The organism is Nonomuraea sp. NPDC049714, assembly GCF_044465295.1.
Lineage (GTDB): Bacteria > Actinomycetota > Actinomycetes > Streptosporangiales > Streptosporangiaceae > Nonomuraea.
In genome coordinates this window covers 27428-48698 of sequence record NZ_JBITLM010000012.1, presented here as the reverse complement: position 1 = coordinate 48698, position 21271 = coordinate 27428, and the positions used below count along the sequence as shown (strand labels likewise).

Below are 21271 nucleotides of genomic sequence, written 5' to 3'. Positions count from 1 at the left end.
TTCCGGCGGGGAGATCGTCTGCGTTCTGTAGGATGATCCGATGAATCCCCCGATCGAGCCCTACGACCATGGGCATCTCGACGTCGGCGACGGTCACCTCGTCTACTGGGAGGTGTGCGGCAACCCCGAGGGCAAGCCGGCGCTCGTCGTGCACGGCGGCCCCGGCTCCGGCTGCAGCGTGAACCAGCGCCGCACCTTCGACCCCGAGCGCTACCGCATCATCCTGTTCGACCAGCGCAACTGCGGCCGCAGCCTGCCGCACGCCAGTGACCCGGCCGTCGATCTGTCCACCAACACCACCCACCACCTGATCGCCGACATGGAGCGGCTGCGCGAGCACCTCGGCGTCGATCGGTGGCTGCTGTACGGCGGGTCGTGGGGGTCCACGCTGATGCTCGCCTACGCCGAGGCGTATCCGGAGCGGGTGTCGGAGATGGTCATCGTCGCCGTCACCATGACCCGCCGCTCCGAGATCGACTGGCTCTACCGAGGCGTCGGCCGCTTCTTCCCCGAGCAGTGGCAGCGCTTCCGCGAGGGCGTGCCGGAGGCCGAGCGCGACGGTGACCTGCTGGCCGCCTACGCCCGGCTGATGTCCGACCCCGATCCCGGCGTGCGGGCCAAGGCGACTCACGACTGGACGACGTGGGAGGACACGGTGATCTCCCTGGAGGTCAACGGCAAGCCGAACGCCTACAGCGACCGCCCGCCCGCCGACCTGCTCGCTTTCACCCGGATCTGCGCCCACTACTTCTCCAACGCGGCCTGGCTGGAGGAGGGCGTCCTGCTGCGTGGGGCGGACAAGCTGGCCGGCATCCCCGGCGTGCTCATCCACGGCCGGTTCGACCTGGGCTCGCCGCTGGAGACGGCCTGGCAACTGGCCCAGGCCTGGCCCGACGCGCGCCTCGTGGTGGTGGAGGATTCCGGACACACCGGAAGCGACACCCTGCGCAAAGAGCTGCACGCCGCCGTGGACGGCTTCGCCGGCTGACTGTTTTCCCGCTCTCCCTGTAACGGCGGTGGCGGGCGGGCCGCTAGTACGGTGGGAGGGCTTCATGCGCAGGGTGATGCCGATCTACTTGGTGATCAACACGTCGCGGTCGATGGCGGGGCGGCTGGTCGAGTTCGAGCATGCGCTCGCCGCCCTCGCTGACGAGCTGCTGTACTCGCCGCTCCTGGGCGACCGCGTGCGGGTGTGCGCCGTGGCCTTCGCCGACAGCGCCCGGTGTGTGTTACCGCTCGTGGACATCACCGAGGTCGAGGAGTTCCCGAAACTCGTCCCCGGCCGGGAGACGCGCTTCGCGCCCATGTTCGACCTGCTGACCGACCTGACCAACACGGACGCGGCCGCGCACATGGCGTCGGGCGTCTTCGCCTACCGGCCGCTGGTGCTGCTGGTGACCGACGGCGTGCCCGCCGATCCGGGCTGGGAGCGGGCCTTCGCCAGGTTCTACCGGCACGCCCACCCGAACATCGTCCTGTTCACCATCGGCCTGCGGGACTCGCAAGCCGAGGAGATGGGAGGCGCGATGCGGGCCACGTTCATCCGAGCGCTCGGCGACGCGCCGGACCAGCCGCTGATGAGCGAGATCTGCGCCGGGCTCATGGATCACCTCGCCCCGCTGGCGACGTCCCGGCGCCTCATCCGCCCGGACGACGCATGAGCGCCGAAGCCTGGGCGCCCGTGCCTGCCCGGATCACCGAGGCCGAGGTCGGGCTCGGCGGAGTGCTGGCCACCGGCGGCTCAGCGACCGTCCACACCGTGCTCGGACAGCGCAAGACGCTGCTGTACAAGAGGTACGGCGATTCGCACCACGCGGCCGAGTTGGACCGGCTGGTCGACACGCACGCCAAGCTGACGCCGAAGGCGGCCGCCTTCGCGCGGACGCGCCTGGCCTGGCCGGTCGCCGTGGTGTGCGACGGCGACCGCGTCGCCGGCGTGCTGATCGTGCGCGCGGCACAGGACTTCCACGTCACGCTGTCCGCGAGCCGAACCCGGGTGCGGGACTTCAACTTCCTGCTGTACGAGAAGCGAGCCGAGAGGCTGGGCGTCCAGCGGGCCACGGACCGGCAGAAGGTGGAGCTGCTCCGCGACCTGGTGGGCGTGCTGGCCTGGCTGGACGAGCGCGGCCTGGTCCACGAGGATCTGGCCGCGCACAACCTGCTGTGGAAGCTCGACCCGCCCGCCGTGTTCGTCCTGGACTGTGATTCGTTGCGGCTGCTCGCCGAGCCGAGCAGGCAGCCGCTCTACACCACCGTGGACTGGACCGATCCCCGGGTGCTGACCCGGAAAGTGGACCGGCCGGACGGGGCGTCGACGTCCTACGTGCTCGGCCTGCTGGCCGCGCGCACGCTGGTCTCGCCCTACTGGCATCCGGGTGACCCGCTGCCGCCCGATCGGTTTCCCGCCGCGCTCACGCCGATGGTGACCAGGGCGCACGGCTCCGCCGATGACCGGCCGTCGCTGTCGGAGTGGGACCGGGCGCTGGGCGGCGCGCTGGCCCAGACCACCGGGACCGTGGTCGAGCCCGCGTCGGTCGGGGACCCGGACGCCACCGAACCGGCGGACCGGCTGGCCTTCCTGATCGGGTTGGTCATCGGGGCGGCCCTGGCGGTGTTCGTGCTGCTGAGGTACGTGTGAACAGGCCGACGTGGGCCTGGATCTCGGAGTGGGCCGGGCAGGCCGCGCAGATCACCACCGGCGTCGCCGGGCTGTCCTACGGCTTCGGGTGGGTGCTGATGGCCCGGTTCTACGGCAGCCTGGGCGTGGAGCCGGAGGAGGTCGGGATCACCTTCACCTGGCTGGTGGCGCGCGCGTTCCTGGTCGGCCTGGCGGCCCTGGCGGTGCTGCTGGCCGCCCGCTGGCTGCAGGGGCGGGCCACCTTGGTGCGGTCGACCGACCTCGTGCTGTCCGTGGGGACGGAGGTCCGGTCGCTGATGGAGGTCCGGCTGCCGCTGCACGGACGCCACTGGCTGCGGGGGGTGGCCGGGGCGCTGGTGGGATTCATCGTGGTGTTCCTGCTGATCCTGCCGTTCCGGTTGGGGGACCGGTTCGCAGCCGACGCGCGGGCCGGCCGGCCGGTGGACTTCGGGTTGCTCGGCATGTCCGCGATCAGGGTGACCCCGGTGCGGCTCAGCTCCGCCGACCCGGCCAGGCCGTCCCCGGCGGCGGGGTGCGTGCTCCGGCTCGGGGGCAGTGCGGGGACCTCGCTGTTCATGGTGGAGGGCCGCGTGATCCGCCTGTCCGACCAGAACGTCGCCGTGTCCTCCCCGTGCTGACGACTCGTGCTGACGACTCGTGCTGACGACCCGTGCTGACGACCCGCGCTGACGACCCGCGATGCGCCTCCTGCCGGCCTGCCGGCCACGGTCACCTCGCCGCTCGAAGCCGGCCTTCAAGGACGCGGGTGCGGATCGGCGAGAGGCGGCGGTGACGGGACGTACAGGTGCAGGTCGGCGCTCAGGCTCCAGCCGAGCCGCGCGAGGAGCTCTCGTACGTGGGACGGCGCCGGGTCGAGGATCAGCCGGCGGACAGGGGACAGGGCGGCGGCGGTGGCGAGGATCAGGCGCAGCCCCGCCACGTCGATGAAGGTCAGTCCGGCGAGGTCGAGCCGGATGTCCTGACCGCCCTGCCGGGCCGCCCATCGCAGACCGTCGGCCAGAAGGCGGCGATTGCTCCGGTCGATCTCGCCCGTCACCCGCAGGCCGGGCGGATGGGGAATGTGGGTCACCTGGGCTTGTCCGTGAGTTTCGTAGATCATCGCGCCTCCGGGTTGGTCGACTTCAGGACGCGACCCGTACGGGCATCAGTGCTGCGAAATCCCGCGAATCTGACACAAGCGGGCCATGAACGCACTCGGCATGGCACCATCGATGCTGGGGGACGGTCTCCGGCGGTCACCCGTGTCCGCGCCGGTCGTCGCGCGTGCCCGTGAGCTGTGCCCGTCAGCCGTGCCCCGCGTGCCCCCGCCCGCCCCGAGTGCCGGGTCGTTTGAGCTTCTGCCCGAGGGAACATGCTTTACGCGCGTCCTGCCCCCGCATCCGGTAGGTGAAGACATGAGCGGTCAGTTCGAGCTGCGCTGCCCCATCACCTACGACCTGGGGCTGATCCGTGGCCTGGTACGCCTGTTCGCCCAGCACGCCGGCCTCTCGGGCGGCCGGCTGGAGAACCTGACGCTGGCCGTCAACGAGGCCGTCACCAACGTCCTGGACCACGCGGGCGCGGCCGGCACGGTGAGCGCCACCAGCGACGACGACGGCGTGACCGTCGAGGTCGTCGACCTGGCGGGCACCCTGCTGCCTGAGCACCTGACCGCGGCGCACGTCGATCCGACCTCCACGCACGGATTCGGGCTGTGGGTGATCCGCTGCGTGTGCGACGAGGTCACCCTCGATCACCCGGACGGCCGTACCCGCCTGCGCATGTCCATGCGCTACAAGCCGCCGGTGCCGCCGTTCGTGACATCGTTCACCTCGGACGCGTTCACCTCGGACGCGTTCACCTCGGACGCGTTCACCTCGGACGGCGACTGTTCCGGGGCGGTGGGCTGACGCCGCGACAGGGCCGCGGCCGTTCCGTCGATGAGCGCCCGCAGACCGTGCTCGAAGGCGTTCTCCCCGAGGGAGGAGCCGCCCTCGCGCAGGGCGACGAGCAGGGTGGATGACTCCCCGCGGTCCAGGATCGCGGCAAGCGCGGCGAGCCGGTCCTGCGGCGCCTCGGCCGGCGGGCGGGGCGCCGTCTGCTCCTGGAGCACGAAGCCGGTGACGTAGCGGCTGAAGGCGGTGATCGTGTGCAGCGCCGGCACCGGTGAGAAGCCGCGGCTCGTCATCGCGGTCAGCTCCTCGTCGAGCAGGCGTGTCGCCGCCGCGCTCAGCTGTGTGGCGCTGACCACGAGCCGCGCGCCGTCGCGATGGGCGAGCAGCGACCGGCGGTAGGCGCGCGCTCGGCGGGCGAGCCAGTCCTGCCACGACTCGCCGTCGTGAGGCGGTCCCATCCTGGCCTCCAGGACGATCCGGTCAGCCATGCCGTCGAGCAGCTCCTGCTTGGTGCGGACGTGCCAGTAGAGCGCGGGCGACCGCACGCCCAGCTCGGCGGCGAGCCGGCGCACGGTGAGTCCTTCCAGGCCGACCTCCTCCAGCAGGCCCAAGGCCGTGTCGATCATCATCTGCCGGGTCAGCCCGGCCCGCCTGCTCTCGCTCATCCCTGCCAGCTTAGCGGTGCTAAGCTCTCCTTAGCATCGCTAAGGAGACTGCCGATGATCACCGTGACCTCCGCCGACGGCACGGACGTCCGCGCTCTGGACGCGGGCCGGGGCCCCGCCGTCCTCGTCCTGGGCCCCGGTCTCGACGACGGCTCGGCCTGGCGGAAGGTGGGCGAACGGCTCGCGCCGCGCTTCCGCGTGGTGCGCCTGCACCGCCGCCGCTACCGGCTCGACCTCGGCGGCCCGCCGTGCACGATCGCCCAGGAGGTCGAGGACGTCCTGGCGGTGGCCACGGCGATCGGGGGGCCGGTGCTGGTGGTCGGGCACTCCTCGGGCGCGGTGGTCGCCCTGGAGGCCATGGCGGCGTCGCCGTCGGCGTTCGCGGGCGCGGTCCTGTACGAGCCGCCCTCCCCGTCCACCTCGTCCCCCTGGGGCGAGCCGATCGAGCGCGCCCAGGCGGCCCTCGCCGCGGGCAGGCCGGGGAAGGCGTTGGAGATCTTCGTACGTGACATCGTCCGGCTGCCGGCGGGCCAGGCCCGGCTGGTCGGGCTGTTCGTGGCCGTCCATCCGCGCATGCGCGCCCTCGTCCCGGGTCAGATCGAGGACGCCCTCGCCATCCACCGGCTCGGCGACCGCCTCGACGCCTACGCCATGATCGAGACGCCCACCGTCCTCCTCGGCGGCGACCGCAGCCCGGCTCATCTCGGCGACCGCCTCGACATCCTGGCCCGCACCATGCCGGACACGGTGCGCGTGGTGCTGCACGGGCAGGGGCACAGCGCGCACGCGAAGGCCCCCGCCGACGTCGTCGACGTCGTGGCAGCCCTCGCCGTCAAGGTCCTGCGCTGAGGCCCGGCCCGCCGGTGCCCGACCGCACCGGTCTGGGAGCGTGAGGCCGGTCGTCAGCGGTTCACGTACACGTTGCCGAACGTCACCTGCGGCGTGCTACCGGCGAAGTTGCCGTCCACCTCGGCCCGTTCGGCCGCGTTCGGGTTCGGGTTGGTGCAGCTCACCCCGGCGCTGGAGCCGGACATCAGGTCCGAGCAGCGGCCGGTGCGCCGGTCGGGCAGGCCGAGGATGTGGCCGATCTCGTGGGCGGCGATGCGCACCGGGTTGTAGCCCTGGTCGGTTGCCTGCCTGCCCATCCAGATCGTGCCCCGGCCCAGGCTGGTGGGCAGCGCCCGGGGCCAGCCGTCGTCGGCGCGCACGGTGAAGTGGGCGGGTGTGCCCGGTTCCAGCCGGACGTTGGCGACACTGGAGTTCCAGATCTGCGCGGCCTGGTCCACCGCGCCCCGGAACTCCGCCGCCCGGCTCGCGTCGTACCTGAGCACCCTGACCAGGGTGATGGCCTGGGCGGGGGAGCTGATCAGAAGGAAGGAGAGGGTGAGCAGGAGGGAGAGGGCGAGTCGAAGGGGGCTTGGCATGGGGGGCTCCTCCGGGAGTGGCGACGCTGTCACGGTATGCGTGACACTCCCGGGAGGAGAGCTGGCAATTTGCCCCTATCGCGGTGTTATGCCCCCCGGGTGAGATAGCCGCCCATGGTGCGGAAGAGCTCGGTGGCGGGCAGGTCCGTGCCGTCCTCGGTGCGGACGCGTTCGATCACCAGCCCATGGCTGCGGCCCCGGCGGGCCTCCGCGCCGGCGACGATCACCACGCCGCCGCCCTCGCGGATGAAGACCCGGCCGGGGGTGCCGCCGTAGACGCCCTGGGACACCGAGGCCTTGAGCACGCGGACGCGGCGCCCGTTGTAGTGGGTGAAGGCGTTGGGGTACGGATCGGACTGGGCCCGGACCAGCCGGGCGATGTCCTCCGCGGGCCAGGTCCAGTCGATGTCGCCGTCCTCGATCGACCGCTTGTGGAAGAAGCTGGCCTTCGACCGGTCCTGCGGCGTCCAGTCGGTCCGGCCGGAGGCGATCAGGTCCAGCGCCTCGGCGACGATCGGGCCGATCAGGTCGACCGTGCGGTGGAACAGGTCGGTGGCGGTGTCCTCGGGCCCGACGGGCACGGCGCGCTGCACCACGATGTCGCCGGCGTCCAGGTCCTCGTCCATCATGTGCGCGGTGACGCCGACCTCCTCCTCGCCGTTGATCAGCGCCCAGATCAGCGGCGAGAAGCCCGCGTAGGCCGGCAGCAGCGAGTCGTGCACGTTGAGGGTGCCGTGGCGGGGCAGGCGGAAGATCTGCGGCGGGATCCAGGTCCGCCAGTTGTTGGCGACGATGAGATCGGGGTCGGCGTCCTTGAGCCGGGTCATCAGCTCCTCGTCGTCCGGCCGGTCGCGCAGCAGCACCGGGACGCCGTTGGCCTGCGCCAGCTCGGCGACCGAGTCGCTCCAGATCCTCTCGTACGCGTGGTCGCTCTGTGGGTGTGTCACCACGAGGACGACCTCGTGCTCGGAGTCCAGCAGCGCCTGGAGGGTGCGGTGCCCCCAGGTCTGGTAACCGAACATCACGACCCGCATGGGTGTCTCCTTGTCGAGGGGATCCGATCAGGTTAGGCTCGCCTTAATTAGGTCAGGCTAACCTAATTCAGGTAGGTCATCCACCCCTGAATCGGCCCGCCAGGAAGGCGCTACATTGTCCTCTACGGATCAGCACGTCCACGACCTCGTAGGCATCGGCTTCGGGCCGTCCAACCTCGCCCTTGCGATCGCCTTACGCGAGCACCATGCGCGGACGGGCCATCTGATAGACGCCGTGTTCCTCGACAAACAGCCCGCCTTCGGATGGCACCGGGGCATGCTGCTGGAAGGGACCACCATGCAGGTGTCCTTCCTCAAGGATCTGGTCACCATGCGGAATCCGGCGAGTGAGTTCAGCTTTCTCACCTATCTGCAGGACAAGGGACGCCTGCTCGACTTCATCAACCACAAGACCATGTTCCCCTCCCGGATGGAGTTCCACGACTACCTCGAATGGGCGGCCGCGCCCTTCGCCGATCAGGTGGAGTACGGATCCGAGGTCGTCGCCGTCACCCCGGTGGCCGTGGCCGGGACGGTCGAGTACCTGGACGTGGTCGTCCGTCAGAGCGACGGCACGCTGACCACCCGGCGCACCCGTGACCTGGTCGTCGCCGCCGGGCTCGAACCGGTCCTGCCGGAGGGCATGGTGAGCGACGAGCGCGTCTGGCACAGCGAGGAGCTGCTCGACCGGCTCCCCGGGCTGCGCGACCCGCGAAGGATCATCGTGGTGGGCGCCGGCCAGAGCGCCGCGGAGGTGACCGGCCACCTGCACGACACCTTCCCGGACGCCGAGGTGTGCGCGGTCTTCGCCAAGTACGGCTACACCCCCGCCGACGACAGCTCCTTCGCCAACCGCATCTTCGACCCCACGGCGGTCGACCACTTCTACTCCGCCCCCGACGAGGTGAAGTCGCGGCTGCTCGGCTACCACGCCTCCACCAACTACTCGGTGGTGGACCTGGAGGTCATCGACGAGCTCTACCGCCGCCACTACCAGGAGAAGGTGCGGGGCACCGAGCGGCTGCGCATCCTCAACGCCTCCCGGCTCGTCGAGGTGGAACCGGGCGAGACGGAGGTGCGCGCCACGGTGGAGTTCCTGCCGACGGGTGAGCGTGCCCCGCTGGACGCCGACGTCGTCGTCTTCGCCACCGGCTATCGCCCGGCCGACCCGCTGACCCTGCTGGGCGCCATCGGCGAGCACTGCGAGCGGCTTCCCGGCGGCGGGCTGCGGGTCGGCCGCGACTACCGGATCGCGACGTCGCCGGCGATGCGCTGCGGCATCTACGTCCAGGGGGCCACCGAGCACACCCACGGCCTCACCTCCACCCTGCTGTCCAACACGGCGGTCCGGGTGGGCGAGATCGTCCAGTCGATGGCCGGCCGGCTGCGCAGCCCGAACCCCTACGCCCTGTCGCGAGCGGCGTCCCGCTGATCCTCTGTCCCTGACTGCTTCCGAGGAGGAATCCGTACATGAGCACCAACCCGTTCGACGACGCGGAAGGCCGCTTCCTGGTTCTGGTCAACGCCGAGGGGCAGCACTCGCTGTGGCCCGTCTTCGCCGAGGTCCCCGCCGGGTGGACGGTCGCCTTCGCGGAGAACACCCGGCAGGCGTGCCTGGACTACGTCGAGGCCCACTGGACCGACCTGCGCCCCCGCTCACTCGCCGAGGCGATGGACGGCTGACCGTCGCGCCCCCTGCTCGGTCAAAGATCTACCTAGAGGCGGGAATCCCTTACAGGCAAGGGGTTGCGGCGTCCGACAGATGGAGTCGGGGTCTATGTGGATGTTTGTCCCTCTTGCGGGGACATTGGGGGTTATATACCTTCTCGGTCATTACGGCAGCCGGAACGGGGCTCCCCTAGACCATCCGTTGCCGAATCATTGACCGGACCGCGCGCTGCCCTGGTGGGACCCCCTGCCAGCCAGGGCAGTGCGCGGCCGCCTAATCCGCTCACGCGGAGCCGGGGACCCATTCTTTTCCGGGGTGAATCGGACGCCAGCCCAGCTGCGCCCGTAGGGCACTTCCCAGCCCGAACCCGTCAGCTAACCCGGTAGGCGGCATGGAAGCAAGGAGTCAACCCCCTCATGCTCGACCCCCGCCTGCGCACACCCCTCACCCGCGCCCTCGCCGGACTCGCCCTCGCAGCCGCGAGCCTGGCCATGGCAGGCCCCGCCCACGCGGCGCCGCCGGAGAACGCGCCCGTCGCCCAGGAACGCACCGTCCCGCTCACGTACGGCCAGGACGTCTCGAACTACCAGCCCGACCACGACTGGAACGCCAGCCCCGCCGAATTCGGCATCATCAAGGCGACCGAGGGCGTGACCTTCCGCGACCACGCCTTCGCCCGGCACTGGCGGGAACTGGACGCCAAGGGCATCGTCCGCGGCGCTTACCACTACGGCCACCCGGCCAACGACCCCATCGCCGAGGCCGAGCACTTCCTGTCCATGGTGAACTCCCAGCCCGCCAAGCCCGGCGACCTGCTGGTGCTGGACCTGGAGACCACCGACGGCCGCTCCGTCGCCGAGGTCAACGGCTGGGCCAAGACCTGGCTCGCCCACGTGAAGGACAAGACCGGCATCACCCCGATGTTCTACAGCGGCTGGAACTTCGCCGACACCTACGGCAAGGGGCTGGCCGAGTACCCGCTCTGGGTCGCCCACTACAGCAAGGCCAAGGGCACGGTCACCCCGCCGGCCGACTGGAAGTCCTGGGCCATCCACCAGTACTCCGACAACCCCGTCGACCAGAACGTCTCCCCGCTCACCCCCGGGCAGCTCCGCGCCCTCGGCCGCACCGCCTGAGCAGGCGCCCGCCGGCCGTCATCCGGCCGTCATCAGGCGGTCGATTCGCACAGGAAGATTGTCCGTCACTTAGAGTGATGAACCATGACGATGGATCCTGAGGCGGACCGGCTGGTGGGCGTCGCGGCACGGTTGTTCGCCGAGCTGGGGTTCGACGGGACGTCGATGCGCCTGATCGCCGACGCCGCCGGGGTCGACGTGGAGTGGCTGACCGCGCGGGCCGGCGGCAAGCATCAGCTGTACGCGGAGGTGATGCTGCGGGCGCATCGCGCCGAGCGTGAGGTCCTGAACGCGGCGGTGGCCGCCTTCACCCCGGCCAGGGAGGGGCTGATCGAGCTGGCGGACGCCTACCTGGACTTCTACGCCACCCATCCGCAGATCCTGGCGCTGTGGCTGCACCGATGGATGGGGGACGCCGCCGACGTGCCCGGCTTGGAGGACCTGTACTCGCGGCCGCTGTCGGCCCTCCTGCTCAACGCCGTACGGGACCTCATACCGGCCGACATCGACGCCGAGCATCTGCTCTGGACCGTGGTGTGGTGCGTGTACGGGTTCCTGGCCGGCGGCATGCGGTACCTCGACCCGCATCGCGGTCAGGGGCGGCGCGGACGGCCGCCGAGCACGGAGGAACTGGAGGACTTCCGCGCCTATCTGCACGCCATGATCATCCACATGACCACCCCGGTCAGCGGCTCGGCGCGCTGAAAGGGCGCGGCTCTGGCCGCTGTGAAGGTCAGCCGGCCGGCTGGGAGGCGCGCAGTTCGGCGGTGAGCTCGGCGGCCGTGGCGAGGTCGGTGGCGAGGGTCTCGCGGTCGGCGGGGGACAGCTCCAGCGCGCCGACCTCGGCGAGCAGGGTGGCCGCCGCCTCCCGTTCGCCGGTGCGCAGCCGCAGCTCGGCGAGGTAGACCAGGGCGGGCAGCCGCTCGGCGGGCGGCGCGTCGGCGTGCCGGGCCAGCCCGTTCTCCAGTACGCGCACCCCGGCGGCCTCGTCGCCGTGCGAGTCGGCCTGGCGCACGGCGGCGGCCACCACGCGTGCCAGCCGGCTCTGCGGCGCGGCCGGTTCCTCGTCTCCGTGCCGGTGGATCCGCAGCCAGTTGCCGCCCGGGTCGACCACGCTGAACCCGCCGGGCGCGCCCTGCCTGGCGCGAGGCCGGGTCATCCGCGGGATCCCGGACACCGGCACCTTCCCGAACGCCTCGCGCAACCCGGCGGCGAACGCCGCGTGCAGCGCCCACGTGTCCGGGACCAGTACGACCACACTGCCCATCGAGTCAGCGGGATCGAACCCGGGGACGCTGAAGAAGTGCAGCTCGATGCCGCCGCGCCGGACGGCGGCGAACGGGTTCGGGCGCTCCTGACGGTACGTCACGTCGAAACCGAGCGCGGTGTAGAAGGGCAGGACGTCGTCGAGGTCCCGGCAGGGCAGGCCTGGGATGGTGTACTCGGTGCGCATGTTGACACCGTACACTGTTCGGAGTTTTTCTGGAGGTCGTGAGATGGAGTACGCGGGGCGGGGTGACGCGGCGCGCACCATGGCGCTGCTCTGGGACGGGTTGCCGGCGCCCCGGCGCGGGCCGAGGCAGCGGCTCGACCTGCCGCGGATCGTCGACGCCGCGATCGCCGAAGCCGACAGCGCCGGTCCGGCCGCCCTGTCGATGCGGACCCTGGCGCAGCGGCTCGGCATCGGCACGGCGTCGCTGTACACCTACGTGCCGGGCAAGGCGGAGTTGCTGGAGCTGATGGTCGACCGGGTCGCGGGCGGTCAGCCGCTGCCCAGTGCCGACGCCGGTCGGCGGGCCGGGTTGCGCGACCTGGCGCGGTCCGACCTCGCCGCCTTCCGCGCCCATCCCTGGCTGCTGCAGGTGGCGACCTCGCGCACGGTCTTCGGCCCGAACGTCGTCACCCGCTACGAGGCCGCGATGGCCCTGCTCGACGGGCACGGCCTGGCGGCGATCGACGTGGCGGGATGCGTCGCGGCGGTGGAGGCGTACACCAGAGGCGCCGCCTCGGCGGTCGTCGAGGCCGAGCAGGCGCCCGCGCGGACCGGCAGCAGCGACGACGAGTGGTGGGAACGGCGCGCGCCGCTGCTGGGGGAGCGCATGGCCGGGCGCTTCCCCCGGCTGGCCGCGCTGGGCGAGGCCGGGGCGTTCGCCGTGTCGGACACCGCCCTGCCCTACACGCTGCAGCGGGCGCTGGACCGCTTCGCCTTCGGCCTCGACCTCGTCCTGGACTCCATCGACGCCCGCGTCGCGGCGGCGCGGGATCAGCCGATGCGCAGCGGCAGCGTACGAGGTCCGCGAACCTGACCTTTCGCCCAGGTCACCGCCTCGGGGTCGTCGAGGCTGAACCGGGGGATCCGCTCCAGCCAGACCTCCAGGGCGACCCGGAGCTCCATCCGGGCCAGGTGGGACCCCACGCACCGGTGAATGCCGAGGCCGAACGCGGCATGCCGGTTGACCTCACGATCGATGACGACCTCGCCCGCCCGGTCGAACTGCGCCGGGTCACGGTTGGCCGCCGGGAACGACAGCAGCACCCAGTCGTCGGCCTTCATGTCGACGTCATGCCAGCGCATGTCCTGCTTCACCAGCCGCGCCATCGTCACCGGGGCGTAGGCCCGCAGCATCTCCTCCACCGCCGTCGGCACCAGCTCCGGCTCGGCGACCAGGCGCTCGCGGTCGGCCGGCGTCTTGGCCAGATGCCACAGCGAGGCGCCGATCGCGCTCCACGTCGTGTCGATGCCGGCGATGAGCAGCAAGGCCATCGTGCCGGCCACGTGCTCGGCCTCCAGCTTGTTGCCGTACAGCTCGGCGTTGATCAAGTAGGTGGTGAGGTCGTCACGTGGGTCGTCGACGTGGTCGCGGATCTGCTCGTACAGATAGTCGAACAGCAGGTTCATCCGTTCCATGCGCTCGTCCGGCGGGCTGTTGACGCCTTCGAGCGCGCTCTCGATGAACTCCTGGAACCGCGGCCCGTCCTCGGGCGGGAAGCCGAGCATGTCGGCGATCACCCGCATCGGGATGTGCTGCGCGTAGTCGTGGGCGGCGTCGACGGTGAGCCGGCCGTCGAAGGCGTCGATGAGCGAGTGGCACAGCGCCCTGGTCGACTCCTCCCGCTTGGCGACCGCCGACCGGGTGAACACCGGCAGCAGCAGCTTGCGCGCGCCGTGGTGGAACGGAGGGTCGGACGAGATCGGCGGGGTGACGCCCATCGGCGCGAGCTCGACCGGTGGCCGGAAGTTGCTCATGACGACCGAGCGCGAGGAGAAGCGCTCGGTGTCGTAGGCGATCTCCGCCACGTCCGAGTAGCGCGTCGGCAGCCACCCGCCGCCGAACCTCTCGGTGCGCGCGATCGGGCAGCGCTGCCGCAGCTCGTCCTGGATGGGGTACGGATCGGCGGCCCACTCAGGCTCCGTATGGGAGAAGTCGGTCGCCCAGTCGGCCACCGGACCGGTGATGACCTCGTTGCGCGTCCCGGCGGGCCGATCGTCGTCCGGCTCTCGATGATCGCGGGTGAAACGGTCGTCGACGGCCATATCAAGTCTCCTCGGACAGGTCGATGGCGCTTTCCGGACAGTTCGACCTCGCCAGGCGTGCCGTGTGCACCTGGGCCGACGGCACCAGGCCGTCACCGGGGACGGTCCCGTACCCCTCGTCGTCCTCCCCGAACAGGTCCGGGGCCAGGGTGTAGCAGCGGCCGTGCCCTTGGCATCGCTCGGGGTCGATGTGCGCTTTCACTACAATGCTTCCCTCTGTGCGGGTAATGACGGTACAGCCAGAACGGTCACGATACGGGTGAGCAAGTCGGTCCACTCCGCGTCGTCGACCGTGTGCAGATCAGGCGTGATCAGGGCGCTGCCCATCGACAGCAACAGGCAGAAATGAGCCACCGCCGCCGGCGACACGGCCGGGTCGAGCTCACCACTGGACTGGCCGATACGGACGAGCTCGGAGAGCCAGTCGGCCCGCTCGCCGACGTAGTCACGCATCGGCCGCGCCACGTCCTGATCCCGACGGGCCGCGACCAGTGCCTCGACGATGAGGTCACAGGAGTCGTCGCCCCGGCGGGGGAGCAACCGGCCGACGGTGACCAGCAGGTCCGTGATCGGCCGGTCGGGCTCGGCGGCGAACAGATCGGCGAGCAACTGCCGCCCGTGCGCGCGGATCGCCGCCACGAGCAACGCGGCCTTGGAGCCGAAGTGCGCGTACAGGGCGCCGTTGCTCACGCCCGCGGCGGCGGCGATGTCGGCCACCCGCGTGCCGTCGTAGCCGCGCTGGGCGAACACGTCGGCGGCGGCCCGCAACAGCCGCGCCCGCGTCTCGGCGGCGGTGACGCCCGCGATCCGGCCCATGGACGAATTAAAAGATCGTTCATTTGATTCGTCAAGGGCAACCTGGGCGAATTGCCCTCTGTCTGGAGTCATCGGGGTTGGCGGTGCACTTGGCAGTGAGCAATCGGAGATGACAGTTGTCCTTTCTAACTGGACCTGGCGTGCGTCTCACCTAGGGCCTGTACGCAGCCACCCGTTGCTCTGAGGCAGAGGTAAACCGCTACTACAGCGGTGGATGTGGCGAGTACGGTGTGGCTGTGGCCGGTGATCGCGTGCAGCGGCGGCGCACGGAGACAGACGCGCGGACGCGAAGGAGCGAATGATGCCAGGCGCTGTACTGCGAGGGGTGACTCTGGACTGTGCCGACCCGCAGACGCTGGCGGACTTCTACGGTGCACTGACCGGGATGCGCGAACTCTTCAGTTCGGACGAGTTCGTCGCTCTGACGGACGACTCCGGCTGTGATCTGGGATTCCAGAGGGTTGACGGATACCGGGCTCCGCAGTGGCCGGGTCAGGACGTGCCACAACAGTTCCACCTGGATTTCCGCGCTGACGACCTCGATGCGATGGAAGAGCTGGCCCTGGACCTCGGCGCGGCCAAACCGGACCATCAGCCCGGCGACGGACGCTGGCGGGTACTCCTGGATCCGGCTGGCCACCCCTTCTGCCTGACGTCTGCCTGACAACACCGGCGTCGACAGGTCTCCCCCCGTCAGACGCCGTAGCGCTCAGGCTTGGGCGAGCGGTTCATCAGCTGCTGGCCGCCTCGGAGCGGGCATGGCGTCAGATGTGCTGGTCACAGCCACTCGTTGATGGCCGCTACCGGTACGGTTGCCTCCTAGCGGACCGCGAGCTTGTCGTACCTCGTGGCCGCGGCACGGTGCCTTTGAAGCGATTGATGCCGCACTCGACCGCGTGCCGAGCGTTGTAGTCCTCCGGGTCGAACTCCGGCGGACGGCCGCCGCGGGAGCCGCGTTTCCTTCGGTTGCGGGCCGGGTCGGCCTTGTCCGGGATGGTGCAGCGAATGCCACGTCTGCGCAGGTAGGCACGGTTCTTCCGGGAGGCGTACGCCTTGTCAGCGCGCACCCGCCTCGGCCGGGTGCCCGGTCTGCCGGACCCCAGCCGGGGCACCCGGATGCGGCCCAGGACAACCTCGGGCTGCGGGGAGTCCGATCCTCGGCGCTGCCATACCCGGCGCCTACTGATCACCTTGGTCGCCCTTCGCGATCTCGGCACCATGGCGACATGAGTGCCCCCTGCCGAGCGCCAAGGCGGCCACGGCCGCCGTCACCATGGTCTGGCCGACCGCCGCGTCCGTCCCTGTGACGACCAGAACACTCACGTGACCAGCCTAGACGTGGTGCCTGTTCTATCTGGTGTCCTTATCGGGCATCACCGTGCCGGGTGCCGCGGGCGCGGCTGCGGACGGCAGCGGCCTGCCCGCTGCTTCAGAGAAGGTCGTGAACGGTCAGCGGGGTCAGTCCCAAGTGGGGAGCATGCCCTCGGGGTAGCGGGCACCGAAGCCGCCGGTCGGGAGGATCTCGGCGATGCGCTTCAGGTCGGTGTCGTCGAGGGTGAGGTCGGCGGCGGCCACGTTCTCCTCCAGCCGCTGGATGCTGCGGGTGCCGGGAATGGGAACGATGTCGTCGCCCTGGGTCAGGAGCCAGGCCAGGGCGAGCTGGGCAACGGTGGCGTCCTTGGTCGCGGCCAGGTCGGCGAGCCGCTGGGTGGCCTCCAGATTCTTCTCGTAGTTGCCGGGCTGGAAGCGGGCGTCCCAGGTGCGCATGTCGGTGGGGTCGTACTCGGCGCCGGGCTTGGCCTGCCCGGTGAGAAAACCCCGGCCGAGCGGCGAATAGGCGACGAACCCGATCCCGAGCTCGCGCAGGACGGGGAAGAGGATCTCGGCGTCCCGCTCGAACAGGGAGTATTCGGTTTGCAGGACCGAGACGGGCTGTACAGCGTGCGCGCGACGGATGGTGTTCGCCCCCGCCTCGCTCAGCCCGAAGTAGCGGACCTTGCCGGCGTCGATGAACTCCTTGACCGTCCCGGCCACGTCCTCGATCGGTACGTTGGGGTCGACGCGGTGCTGGTAGAGCACGTCGATGACGTCGACGCCGAGGTAACGCAGGCTGTTGTCGACGACCTCGCGGATGTGCTCGGGACGGCTGTCGACACCGCCCTCTCTGGTGCCGGTGAAGTCGAAGCCGAACTTGGTCGCGATGACGACCTCGTCGCGTATCGGGGCGAGCGCGGCGCCGACGATCCGCTCGTTCTCGCCCTGCCCGTACAGCTCGGCCGTGTCGAAGAACGTCACGCCCAGCTCGTGGGCCCGGCGGATCGTCGCGATCCCCCCGTTCTCATCCGACGGCCCATAGGCCAGGGAGATGCCCATCGCGCCGTATCCCAGCGCCGACGCCGCCAGCCCCTGCCGTCCGAGGGTCCGTTGCTCCATGATGCGTTCTCATTCCCGCAGATGTAAGACTGCTCTAACATTAAGTAAGAGTACTCTAACATTGGAAAGGGAGGAAGAATCGTTCGCCGTGAGCAGACCCACGCCGCCGAAACGCGGCTACCACCACGGCGACCTGCGTCCCGAGCTGATCCGCGAGGGTCGCGCGCTCCTGGCCGAATCGGGCGTCACCGGTTTCTCCGTGGCGAAGGTCGCCGCCCGCGTCGGCGTGTCATCGGCCGCGCCGTACCGTCACTTCCCCGATCGGGAGGCACTGCTCGCCGCCTGCGCGGCCGCCATCATCAGCGACATCACCGACGTTCTCGTCGAGGCGGCCGAGCGAGCGGGGCCCGATCCCGTGGACCGGCTCGCTGCCACCGCGGGCGCCTACACCCGCTTCGTCCTGGAGCACCGCGCCGGCCTCGACCTCGTCTACTCCTATGACTTCGCCGAGCCCCATCGTCCGACCGTCCAGGAACAGAGCCGCCACCTCACGGCCGCCCTCATGCGCCTGGCCGCGGATGTGCTGCCCGCCGACACCTCCTGGGCCGACACCGCCGACTTCGTCTACGTGCACCTGTCCACCACGCACGGCTACGCCACGCTGCTCTTCAAGGGCACCCGCCCGCCACAAGGCATCGACGATCACGCAGTTCGCGCTGTCACCGCGGCCCGTGACCACATCACCGGGCATCTCCTGCGCCTGCGTAACGCCCACTGACGAAACCGGCGACGACTCACTAGGCCAGCGGGTGTGCAACCTGGCGATCGGCGCAATAGTTACACCCTGGCGCCACCTATCGCAAGATCGCCGGTTAGTCGTTGCGATGTACGATGCGGACTCTTCCGCAGGGTGGACCAAGAACGCGAGCTCCGAGAGCTGATTCTCTCCTGGCTTCAAGCGCACGGCGTCCGACTCCCTGAAGCCTCCTCGCGGAGTCATAGCCCTCCCCCAAGGGGATGCGATCTTCGACCGGGTACTGCCAACTTCGATGACGCGAGCACCGATATTTCGACGCCTATCGAAGTGACAGCGCCCAGGTTAGGAGCAGGCTCCACTGTCATCTTCGCTGCGTTCAGACACTTGTTGTCTGGCAGCCTTGAAGATGACAGTCCGTCACGCCATCTGGAATCGGACCTGCCAGTGGGCCATCGGAGTTGACCCATCAAGGTCGCACCGTCCACGGTCTGGGAGATCCTCAAGCAGGCAGGTCTCGATCCGGCGCCCGAGCGGGCGTCCAGCACCTGGGCCGACTTCCTGCGCTCGCAAGCCGAGGCCCTGCCGGCTTGCGATTTCATCGAGACTGTCACGCTCAGCGGCCAGCGCCAGTACATCCTGGCTGTGCGCCTGCCGATCAAGACGAGCACGTCGTGGTGCCGCAGGAAGGCCGAATTCAGCGCCGAAGGTGCTCAGCGGAGCCATCAACGAGTACCACCGGGCCGCCTGACGGAAAGTTGCCCTATGTCGCAGAAGATTTGCTCTACGCCACCATTTCGCCCTATATCCGCCTCACGCAGCAAGCGCGGGATCAGTTTGTACACGGGCACTCAGGCGAAATGATCCCGGAGTCTGGCTCGGGCCTGATCGGCGGCAGGGTGCTTCAGCGCTTGGAGAATGGCCAGGGACAGGCGCCAGGAACGCTCCGCCTGGGTGTGGTCTCCGGTGGCGTGGCGGGCGTCGCCGAGGTGGAGGAGGATCTCGCCCTCCGCATGGCGGTGGCCGAGCTCACGGCATAACGCCAGCGCGCGCCGGTAATGCACGATCGCCGTATCGTGGGCGCCTTGCTGATGGTGGATGTAGCCCACCGTGTCCAGGATGATGCCCTGGCCGGATCTGTCGCCGAGTTCGTCGGCCATGGCCAGCGCCTTCCCACCGACGCGGAGTCCTTGTTCGTAGTCGCCCACCAGGCACCAGCACCAGCTGATCACATTCAGGACGCGGGCTTCGGTGGCGGCCAGGCCGACGGCGCCCAGAGGAGTGAGGGCCGCCTCCGCGTGCCGCAGCGCCTCCTCGGGGAGATCCCTCTTCAAGCAGGCCAGAGCCATGTCGAAGAGAGCAAACCCTTCCTCGGCCAGGTCGCCAGCCTCGCGGGCGAGCGCCATGACGTGCCGGAAGTGGATGCGCGCCTGGTCGAGACCGTCGCGTTCGGCGGACAACTGCAGGAGCATCCGGCGCGCGGCCGCCTGCGCCCGGTCATCGCCCAGGCGGACGGCCGCCTCCAGCGCCAGGTGTGCGTAGTCGATGTACTCCTGCCAGTGACCTTGCCGCAAGAGCCAGTCCTGGACGGCCGACACCAGCCGGATGACATGGGAGTAAAGGCCGCCGGCCATGGCCTGGCGCAGAACGGCGAGCAGGACCGCCCGCTCGGCCTGGAACCAGGCCAGCGCCTGCCGATGATCTGCCAGTTCCTCGGCGCGCACGCCCGGGGAGGCCGCTTCCGGGACCTTCATCCACTCGGCCAGCACGTCCAGCAGCAGGGCCGCCTCGTAGGCCGTGTGCAGATAATGCTCGATTACGCGGCGAGCCGCACGGGCTGGCTCGTCCGTCTCGTTCGCGATCTCATGCGCGAAGGCGCGGAGCAGATCATGGAAGGCATACCGGCCGTGCGCGACCTCGGTGACCAGGCTCGCGTCGAGCAGGGCGTCGAGAAGTCGCCGGCCCTGTGCCGGGTCGACGCCTGCCAGGCTGGCGACGGCCGCCGGGGTGATGTCCGGCCCAGGGTGTACGGCGAGCAGCCGGAACAGGCGGGCCACGTCGTCGGGCAGCAGGGCGTACGAGCGGGACAGCACCGCCCGCAGACTGGTGGCCGAGTCTCTGGTGGTGAGCCTACCTAGGTCCTCGGTGGCCCGGCGTAGGTCGGCGGCCAGGACGTCGAGCGGCAGAGAAGGCCTGGTGACCGCGTGGCCCGCGGCGATCGCCAGGGCAAGGGGAAGCCGCGCACACGCGGCGATGATCGCGTCGGTGGCCTGCTGGTCGGCCTCGACCCGATGCCGACCGAGGCGGTGGGCGAGCAACTCGTGGGACTCCTCCAGCGTCAGTACGTCCAGCGAGATCAGCCCGGCCCCCTCTTCGGTGATCAGACTGCTGAGCTGGCGTCGGCTGGTGATGACGACGGCGCAGTCCGCGCCTCCCGGCAGCAGCCAGCGGGCCTGCTCGGCGTCACGGGCGTTGTCGAGGACGACCAGGACGCGCCTGCCGGCCAGAGTCGTGCGGTACAGCGCGGATCGGGCCGGCAGATCCTCGGGGATCCGCTGCGGCGGCACGCCCATGGCCTCCAGGAAGGCCAGCAGCGCGTCCCGCGGATCGACCGCTTCGTCGGCCGGGCCGAAGCCCTGCAGGTTGACGTACAGCTCGCCGTCCTCGAACCGCTCCCGAACCAGGTGCGCCCAGTGCAGTACCAGGGATGTCTTGCCGACACCGGCCGTGCCGGACACGACGCAGATCCCTCTCGGGCCTGCGCCGAGCCGCCGATCCAGCTCCGTCAGAGTGTCGGCACGGCCCGCGAACCCGGTCACGCCGACCGGCAGTTGCCGGGGCACGACGTGCCACACCGGCGGCGCGTCGACCTCAGCCGGCGCCGCCCTCTCACCTTCCCGGTGCGCTGCCGTGATGATCATCGCCCGCTCCTGCGTGTCCAGCCCCAGAGCCTCGGCCAGACGTAGGATCGACGTATTCCTGGGCCGTTCGACGGCATCGGTTTCGAGCCGTCGAACGGTGCGCACGTGGACGCCCGCTCGAGCGGCGAGTTGCTCCTGACTCAGCAGGGCCCGATCCCGCCAGCCCCGGAGGAGAGAGCCCAGGCTCGGACTCGCGTCACCAGGATCGTCTCCCATGAGCCTTCCTCGTCGTGTGATCCGGCTACCGATTCATCTTGACACGACCGTCGACAGCCCGGCGAGCCATCACAGTCGGCCCAGCCTCGTCTCCGCAGATCACAGCGAGACGGACAGAAATCGTAAGCAATCAGAAGGTTCTGTGACGCTGGGTGATATGTGCTGACCAGGCGTCGAGTGCGACCGGCGGCATGC

The 21271-nt window shown here is 70.1% G+C and carries 24 protein-coding genes, 1 pseudogene and 1 riboswitch; of the genes and pseudogenes, 13 read left to right on the top strand and 12 right to left on the bottom strand.

Annotated features, from left to right (window positions below; all coding sequences use genetic code 11):
* Positions 1-40 precede the first annotated feature (40 nt).
* The 4 genes from pip to ACIBQX_RS37080 all read left to right on the top strand — a co-directional run bounded on the left by pip (position 41) and on the right by ACIBQX_RS37080 (position 3276).
* Positions 41-988 (top strand): prolyl aminopeptidase, encoded by a 948-nt coding sequence (gene pip, locus ACIBQX_RS37095; protein ID WP_397012989.1) that lies wholly within the window; start codon positions 41-43, stop codon positions 986-988.
* A gap of 64 nt (positions 989-1052) precedes the next feature.
* Entirely contained in the window at positions 1053-1661 is a 609-nt protein-coding gene (locus ACIBQX_RS37090) for a VWA domain-containing protein (protein ID WP_397012987.1), read from the top strand.
* Positions 1658-2638 carry a hypothetical protein gene (locus tag ACIBQX_RS37085; RefSeq protein WP_397012985.1) on the top strand — a complete coding sequence of 327 codons (981 nt, stop codon included), beginning with the start codon at positions 1658-1660 and terminating at the stop codon, positions 2636-2638. The genes ACIBQX_RS37090 and ACIBQX_RS37085 overlap by 4 nt, the downstream gene beginning before the upstream one ends.
* Entirely contained in the window at positions 2635-3276 is a 642-nt protein-coding gene (locus ACIBQX_RS37080) for a hypothetical protein (protein WP_397012983.1), read from the top strand. Before ACIBQX_RS37085 ends, ACIBQX_RS37080 begins: the two co-directional genes overlap by 4 nt.
* Before the next feature lie 116 nt (positions 3277-3392).
* On the opposite strand, the gene ACIBQX_RS37075 is transcribed toward ACIBQX_RS37080, so the two are convergent.
* The gene (locus ACIBQX_RS37075; protein WP_397012982.1) at positions 3393-3758 is read right to left on the bottom strand and encodes an STAS domain-containing protein; all 366 of its coding nucleotides are present in this window, start codon (positions 3756-3758) and stop codon (positions 3393-3395) included.
* A gap of 295 nt (positions 3759-4053) precedes the next feature.
* Between ACIBQX_RS37075 and ACIBQX_RS37070 the strand changes: the two genes are divergently transcribed.
* Complete coding sequence (locus ACIBQX_RS37070) at positions 4054-4548, top strand: ATP-binding protein (protein ID WP_397012980.1); 495 nt, start codon at positions 4054-4056, stop codon at positions 4546-4548.
* Here the strand turns inward: ACIBQX_RS37070 and ACIBQX_RS37065 are convergent.
* Entirely contained in the window at positions 4431-5198 is a 768-nt protein-coding gene (locus ACIBQX_RS37065) for a TetR/AcrR family transcriptional regulator C-terminal domain-containing protein (RefSeq protein ID WP_397012978.1), read from the bottom strand. The two genes, ACIBQX_RS37070 and ACIBQX_RS37065, sit on opposite strands and share 118 nt — an antisense overlap.
* A 54-nt stretch (positions 5199-5252) precedes the next feature.
* Here ACIBQX_RS37065 and ACIBQX_RS37060 point away from each other — a divergent pair, with 54 nt between their 5' ends.
* Positions 5253-6047, top strand: coding sequence for an alpha/beta fold hydrolase (locus ACIBQX_RS37060; RefSeq protein ID WP_397012976.1), 795 nt, complete (start codon positions 5253-5255; stop codon positions 6045-6047).
* Between the two features lie 53 nt (positions 6048-6100).
* On the opposite strand, the gene ACIBQX_RS37055 is transcribed toward ACIBQX_RS37060, so the two are convergent.
* Positions 6101-6622 carry a snapalysin family zinc-dependent metalloprotease gene (locus ACIBQX_RS37055; protein ID WP_397012974.1) on the bottom strand — a complete coding sequence of 174 codons (522 nt, stop codon included), beginning with the start codon at positions 6620-6622 and terminating at the stop codon, positions 6101-6103.
* A gap of 86 nt (positions 6623-6708) precedes the next feature.
* Positions 6709-7656: a methionyl-tRNA formyltransferase gene (locus ACIBQX_RS37050; protein ID WP_397012972.1), complete on the bottom strand. Its 948-nt coding sequence runs from the start codon at positions 7654-7656 to the stop codon at positions 6709-6711.
* Positions 7657-7771: 115 nt separating this feature from the next.
* Between ACIBQX_RS37050 and ACIBQX_RS37045 the strand changes: the two genes are divergently transcribed.
* The 4 genes from ACIBQX_RS37045 to ACIBQX_RS37030 all read left to right on the top strand — a co-directional run bounded on the left by ACIBQX_RS37045 (position 7772) and on the right by ACIBQX_RS37030 (position 11166).
* The gene (locus tag ACIBQX_RS37045; RefSeq protein WP_397012970.1) at positions 7772-9088 is read left to right on the top strand and encodes a lysine N(6)-hydroxylase/L-ornithine N(5)-oxygenase family protein; all 1317 of its coding nucleotides are present in this window, start codon (positions 7772-7774) and stop codon (positions 9086-9088) included.
* 38 nt (positions 9089-9126) lie between these two features.
* Positions 9127-9339 carry an MbtH family protein gene (locus tag ACIBQX_RS37040; protein ID WP_397012968.1) on the top strand — a complete coding sequence of 71 codons (213 nt, stop codon included), beginning with the start codon at positions 9127-9129 and terminating at the stop codon, positions 9337-9339.
* Between the two features lie 246 nt (positions 9340-9585).
* A riboswitch (cyclic di-AMP (ydaO/yuaA leader) is annotated at positions 9586-9729 on the top strand.
* Between the two features lie 12 nt (positions 9730-9741).
* A complete protein-coding gene (locus tag ACIBQX_RS37035) occupies positions 9742-10461 on the top strand; it encodes a glycoside hydrolase family 25 protein (protein ID WP_397012966.1) in 720 nt (239 codons plus the stop codon).
* A gap of 84 nt (positions 10462-10545) precedes the next feature.
* Positions 10546-11166: a TetR/AcrR family transcriptional regulator gene (locus ACIBQX_RS37030; RefSeq protein ID WP_397012964.1), complete on the top strand. Its 621-nt coding sequence runs from the start codon at positions 10546-10548 to the stop codon at positions 11164-11166.
* A gap of 28 nt (positions 11167-11194) precedes the next feature.
* On the opposite strand, the gene ACIBQX_RS37025 is transcribed toward ACIBQX_RS37030, so the two are convergent.
* Positions 11195-11914, bottom strand: a complete 720-nt coding sequence (locus ACIBQX_RS37025; protein WP_397012962.1) for a bleomycin resistance protein — start codon at positions 11912-11914, stop codon at positions 11195-11197.
* Between the two features lie 43 nt (positions 11915-11957).
* Between ACIBQX_RS37025 and ACIBQX_RS37020 the strand changes: the two genes are divergently transcribed.
* A complete protein-coding gene (locus tag ACIBQX_RS37020) occupies positions 11958-12767 on the top strand; it encodes a TetR/AcrR family transcriptional regulator (RefSeq protein WP_397012960.1) in 810 nt (269 codons plus the stop codon).
* Here ACIBQX_RS37020 and ACIBQX_RS37015 read toward each other — a convergent pair.
* From ACIBQX_RS37015 to ACIBQX_RS37005, 3 genes are read right to left on the bottom strand one after another with little or no spacing between them, the layout of a single operon-like run.
* A complete protein-coding gene (locus ACIBQX_RS37015) occupies positions 12725-13996 on the bottom strand; it encodes a cytochrome P450 (protein WP_397012958.1) in 1272 nt (423 codons plus the stop codon). The genes ACIBQX_RS37020 and ACIBQX_RS37015 overlap by 43 nt on opposite strands.
* Position 13997: 1 nt before the next feature.
* On the bottom strand, positions 13998-14198 hold the full coding sequence (locus ACIBQX_RS37010) for a ferredoxin (protein ID WP_397012956.1): 201 nt from the start codon (positions 14196-14198) through the stop codon (positions 13998-14000).
* Complete coding sequence (locus ACIBQX_RS37005; protein WP_397012954.1) at positions 14198-14812, bottom strand: TetR family transcriptional regulator; 615 nt, start codon at positions 14810-14812, stop codon at positions 14198-14200. Before ACIBQX_RS37005 ends, ACIBQX_RS37010 begins: the two co-directional genes overlap by 1 nt.
* Before the next feature lie 298 nt (positions 14813-15110).
* Between ACIBQX_RS37005 and ACIBQX_RS37000 the strand changes: the two genes are divergently transcribed.
* Positions 15111-15476, top strand: coding sequence for a VOC family protein (locus ACIBQX_RS37000; RefSeq protein ID WP_397012952.1), 366 nt, complete (start codon positions 15111-15113; stop codon positions 15474-15476).
* 515 nt (positions 15477-15991) lie between these two features.
* Here ACIBQX_RS37000 and ACIBQX_RS36995 read toward each other — a convergent pair.
* Positions 15992-16135, bottom strand: a complete 144-nt coding sequence (locus ACIBQX_RS36995; RefSeq protein WP_397012950.1) for a hypothetical protein — start codon at positions 16133-16135, stop codon at positions 15992-15994.
* Positions 16136-16270: 135 nt separating this feature from the next.
* Positions 16271-17245: an aldo/keto reductase gene (locus ACIBQX_RS36990; RefSeq protein ID WP_397012948.1), complete on the bottom strand. Its 975-nt coding sequence runs from the start codon at positions 17243-17245 to the stop codon at positions 16271-16273.
* Positions 17246-17333: 88 nt separating this feature from the next.
* Here ACIBQX_RS36990 and ACIBQX_RS36985 point away from each other — a divergent pair, with 88 nt between their 5' ends.
* On the top strand, positions 17334-17963 hold the full coding sequence (locus ACIBQX_RS36985; protein WP_397012946.1) for a TetR/AcrR family transcriptional regulator: 630 nt from the start codon (positions 17334-17336) through the stop codon (positions 17961-17963).
* An 827-nt stretch (positions 17964-18790) separates the two neighbouring features.
* Here the strand turns inward: ACIBQX_RS36985 and ACIBQX_RS36980 are convergent.
* Together ACIBQX_RS36980 and ACIBQX_RS36975 are read right to left on the bottom strand one after the other, a co-directional pair.
* The gene (locus ACIBQX_RS36980; RefSeq protein ID WP_397013478.1) at positions 18791-20860 is read right to left on the bottom strand and encodes an ATP-binding protein; all 2070 of its coding nucleotides are present in this window, start codon (positions 20858-20860) and stop codon (positions 18791-18793) included.
* A 12-nt stretch (positions 20861-20872) separates the two neighbouring features.
* Positions 20873-21076 (bottom strand): annotated as a pseudogene (locus ACIBQX_RS36975) (helix-turn-helix domain-containing protein); the annotation flags it as partial.
* Positions 21077-21271: the final 195 nt, after the last annotated feature.

What these genes read in the sequence shown, in the direction of transcription:
- pip (WP_397012989.1), top strand. Translation starts at nt 41, where the DNA reads ATGAATCCCCCGATCGAGCCCTACGACCATGGGCATCTCGACGTCGGC.
- ACIBQX_RS37090 (WP_397012987.1), top strand. Translation starts at nt 1,053, where the DNA reads ATGCGCAGGGTGATGCCGATCTACTTGGTGATCAACACGTCGCGGTCG.
- ACIBQX_RS37085 (WP_397012985.1), top strand. Translation starts at nt 1,658, where the DNA reads ATGAGCGCCGAAGCCTGGGCGCCCGTGCCTGCCCGGATCACCGAGGCC.
- ACIBQX_RS37075 (WP_397012982.1), bottom strand. Translation starts at nt 3,758, where the DNA reads ATGATCTACGAAACTCACGGACAAGCCCAGGTGACCCACATTCCCCAT.
- ACIBQX_RS37070 (WP_397012980.1), top strand. Translation starts at nt 4,054, where the DNA reads ATGAGCGGTCAGTTCGAGCTGCGCTGCCCCATCACCTACGACCTGGGG.
- ACIBQX_RS37065 (WP_397012978.1), bottom strand. Translation starts at nt 5,198, where the DNA reads ATGAGCGAGAGCAGGCGGGCCGGGCTGACCCGGCAGATGATGATCGAC.
- ACIBQX_RS37060 (WP_397012976.1), top strand. Translation starts at nt 5,253, where the DNA reads ATGATCACCGTGACCTCCGCCGACGGCACGGACGTCCGCGCTCTGGAC.
- ACIBQX_RS37055 (WP_397012974.1), bottom strand. Translation starts at nt 6,622, where the DNA reads ATGCCAAGCCCCCTTCGACTCGCCCTCTCCCTCCTGCTCACCCTCTCC.
- ACIBQX_RS37050 (WP_397012972.1), bottom strand. Translation starts at nt 7,656, where the DNA reads ATGCGGGTCGTGATGTTCGGTTACCAGACCTGGGGGCACCGCACCCTC.
- ACIBQX_RS37040 (WP_397012968.1), top strand. Translation starts at nt 9,127, where the DNA reads ATGAGCACCAACCCGTTCGACGACGCGGAAGGCCGCTTCCTGGTTCTG.
- ACIBQX_RS37035 (WP_397012966.1), top strand. Translation starts at nt 9,742, where the DNA reads ATGCTCGACCCCCGCCTGCGCACACCCCTCACCCGCGCCCTCGCCGGA.
- ACIBQX_RS37030 (WP_397012964.1), top strand. Translation starts at nt 10,546, where the DNA reads ATGACGATGGATCCTGAGGCGGACCGGCTGGTGGGCGTCGCGGCACGG.
- ACIBQX_RS37025 (WP_397012962.1), bottom strand. Translation starts at nt 11,914, where the DNA reads ATGCGCACCGAGTACACCATCCCAGGCCTGCCCTGCCGGGACCTCGAC.
- ACIBQX_RS37020 (WP_397012960.1), top strand. Translation starts at nt 11,958, where the DNA reads ATGGAGTACGCGGGGCGGGGTGACGCGGCGCGCACCATGGCGCTGCTC.
- ACIBQX_RS37015 (WP_397012958.1), bottom strand. Translation starts at nt 13,996, where the DNA reads ATGGCCGTCGACGACCGTTTCACCCGCGATCATCGAGAGCCGGACGAC.
- ACIBQX_RS37005 (WP_397012954.1), bottom strand. Translation starts at nt 14,812, where the DNA reads ATGGGCCGGATCGCGGGCGTCACCGCCGCCGAGACGCGGGCGCGGCTG.
- ACIBQX_RS37000 (WP_397012952.1), top strand. Translation starts at nt 15,111, where the DNA reads ATGATGCCAGGCGCTGTACTGCGAGGGGTGACTCTGGACTGTGCCGAC.
- ACIBQX_RS36990 (WP_397012948.1), bottom strand. Translation starts at nt 17,245, where the DNA reads ATGGAGCAACGGACCCTCGGACGGCAGGGGCTGGCGGCGTCGGCGCTG.
- ACIBQX_RS36980 (WP_397013478.1), bottom strand. Translation starts at nt 20,860, where the DNA reads ATGATCATCACGGCAGCGCACCGGGAAGGTGAGAGGGCGGCGCCGGCT.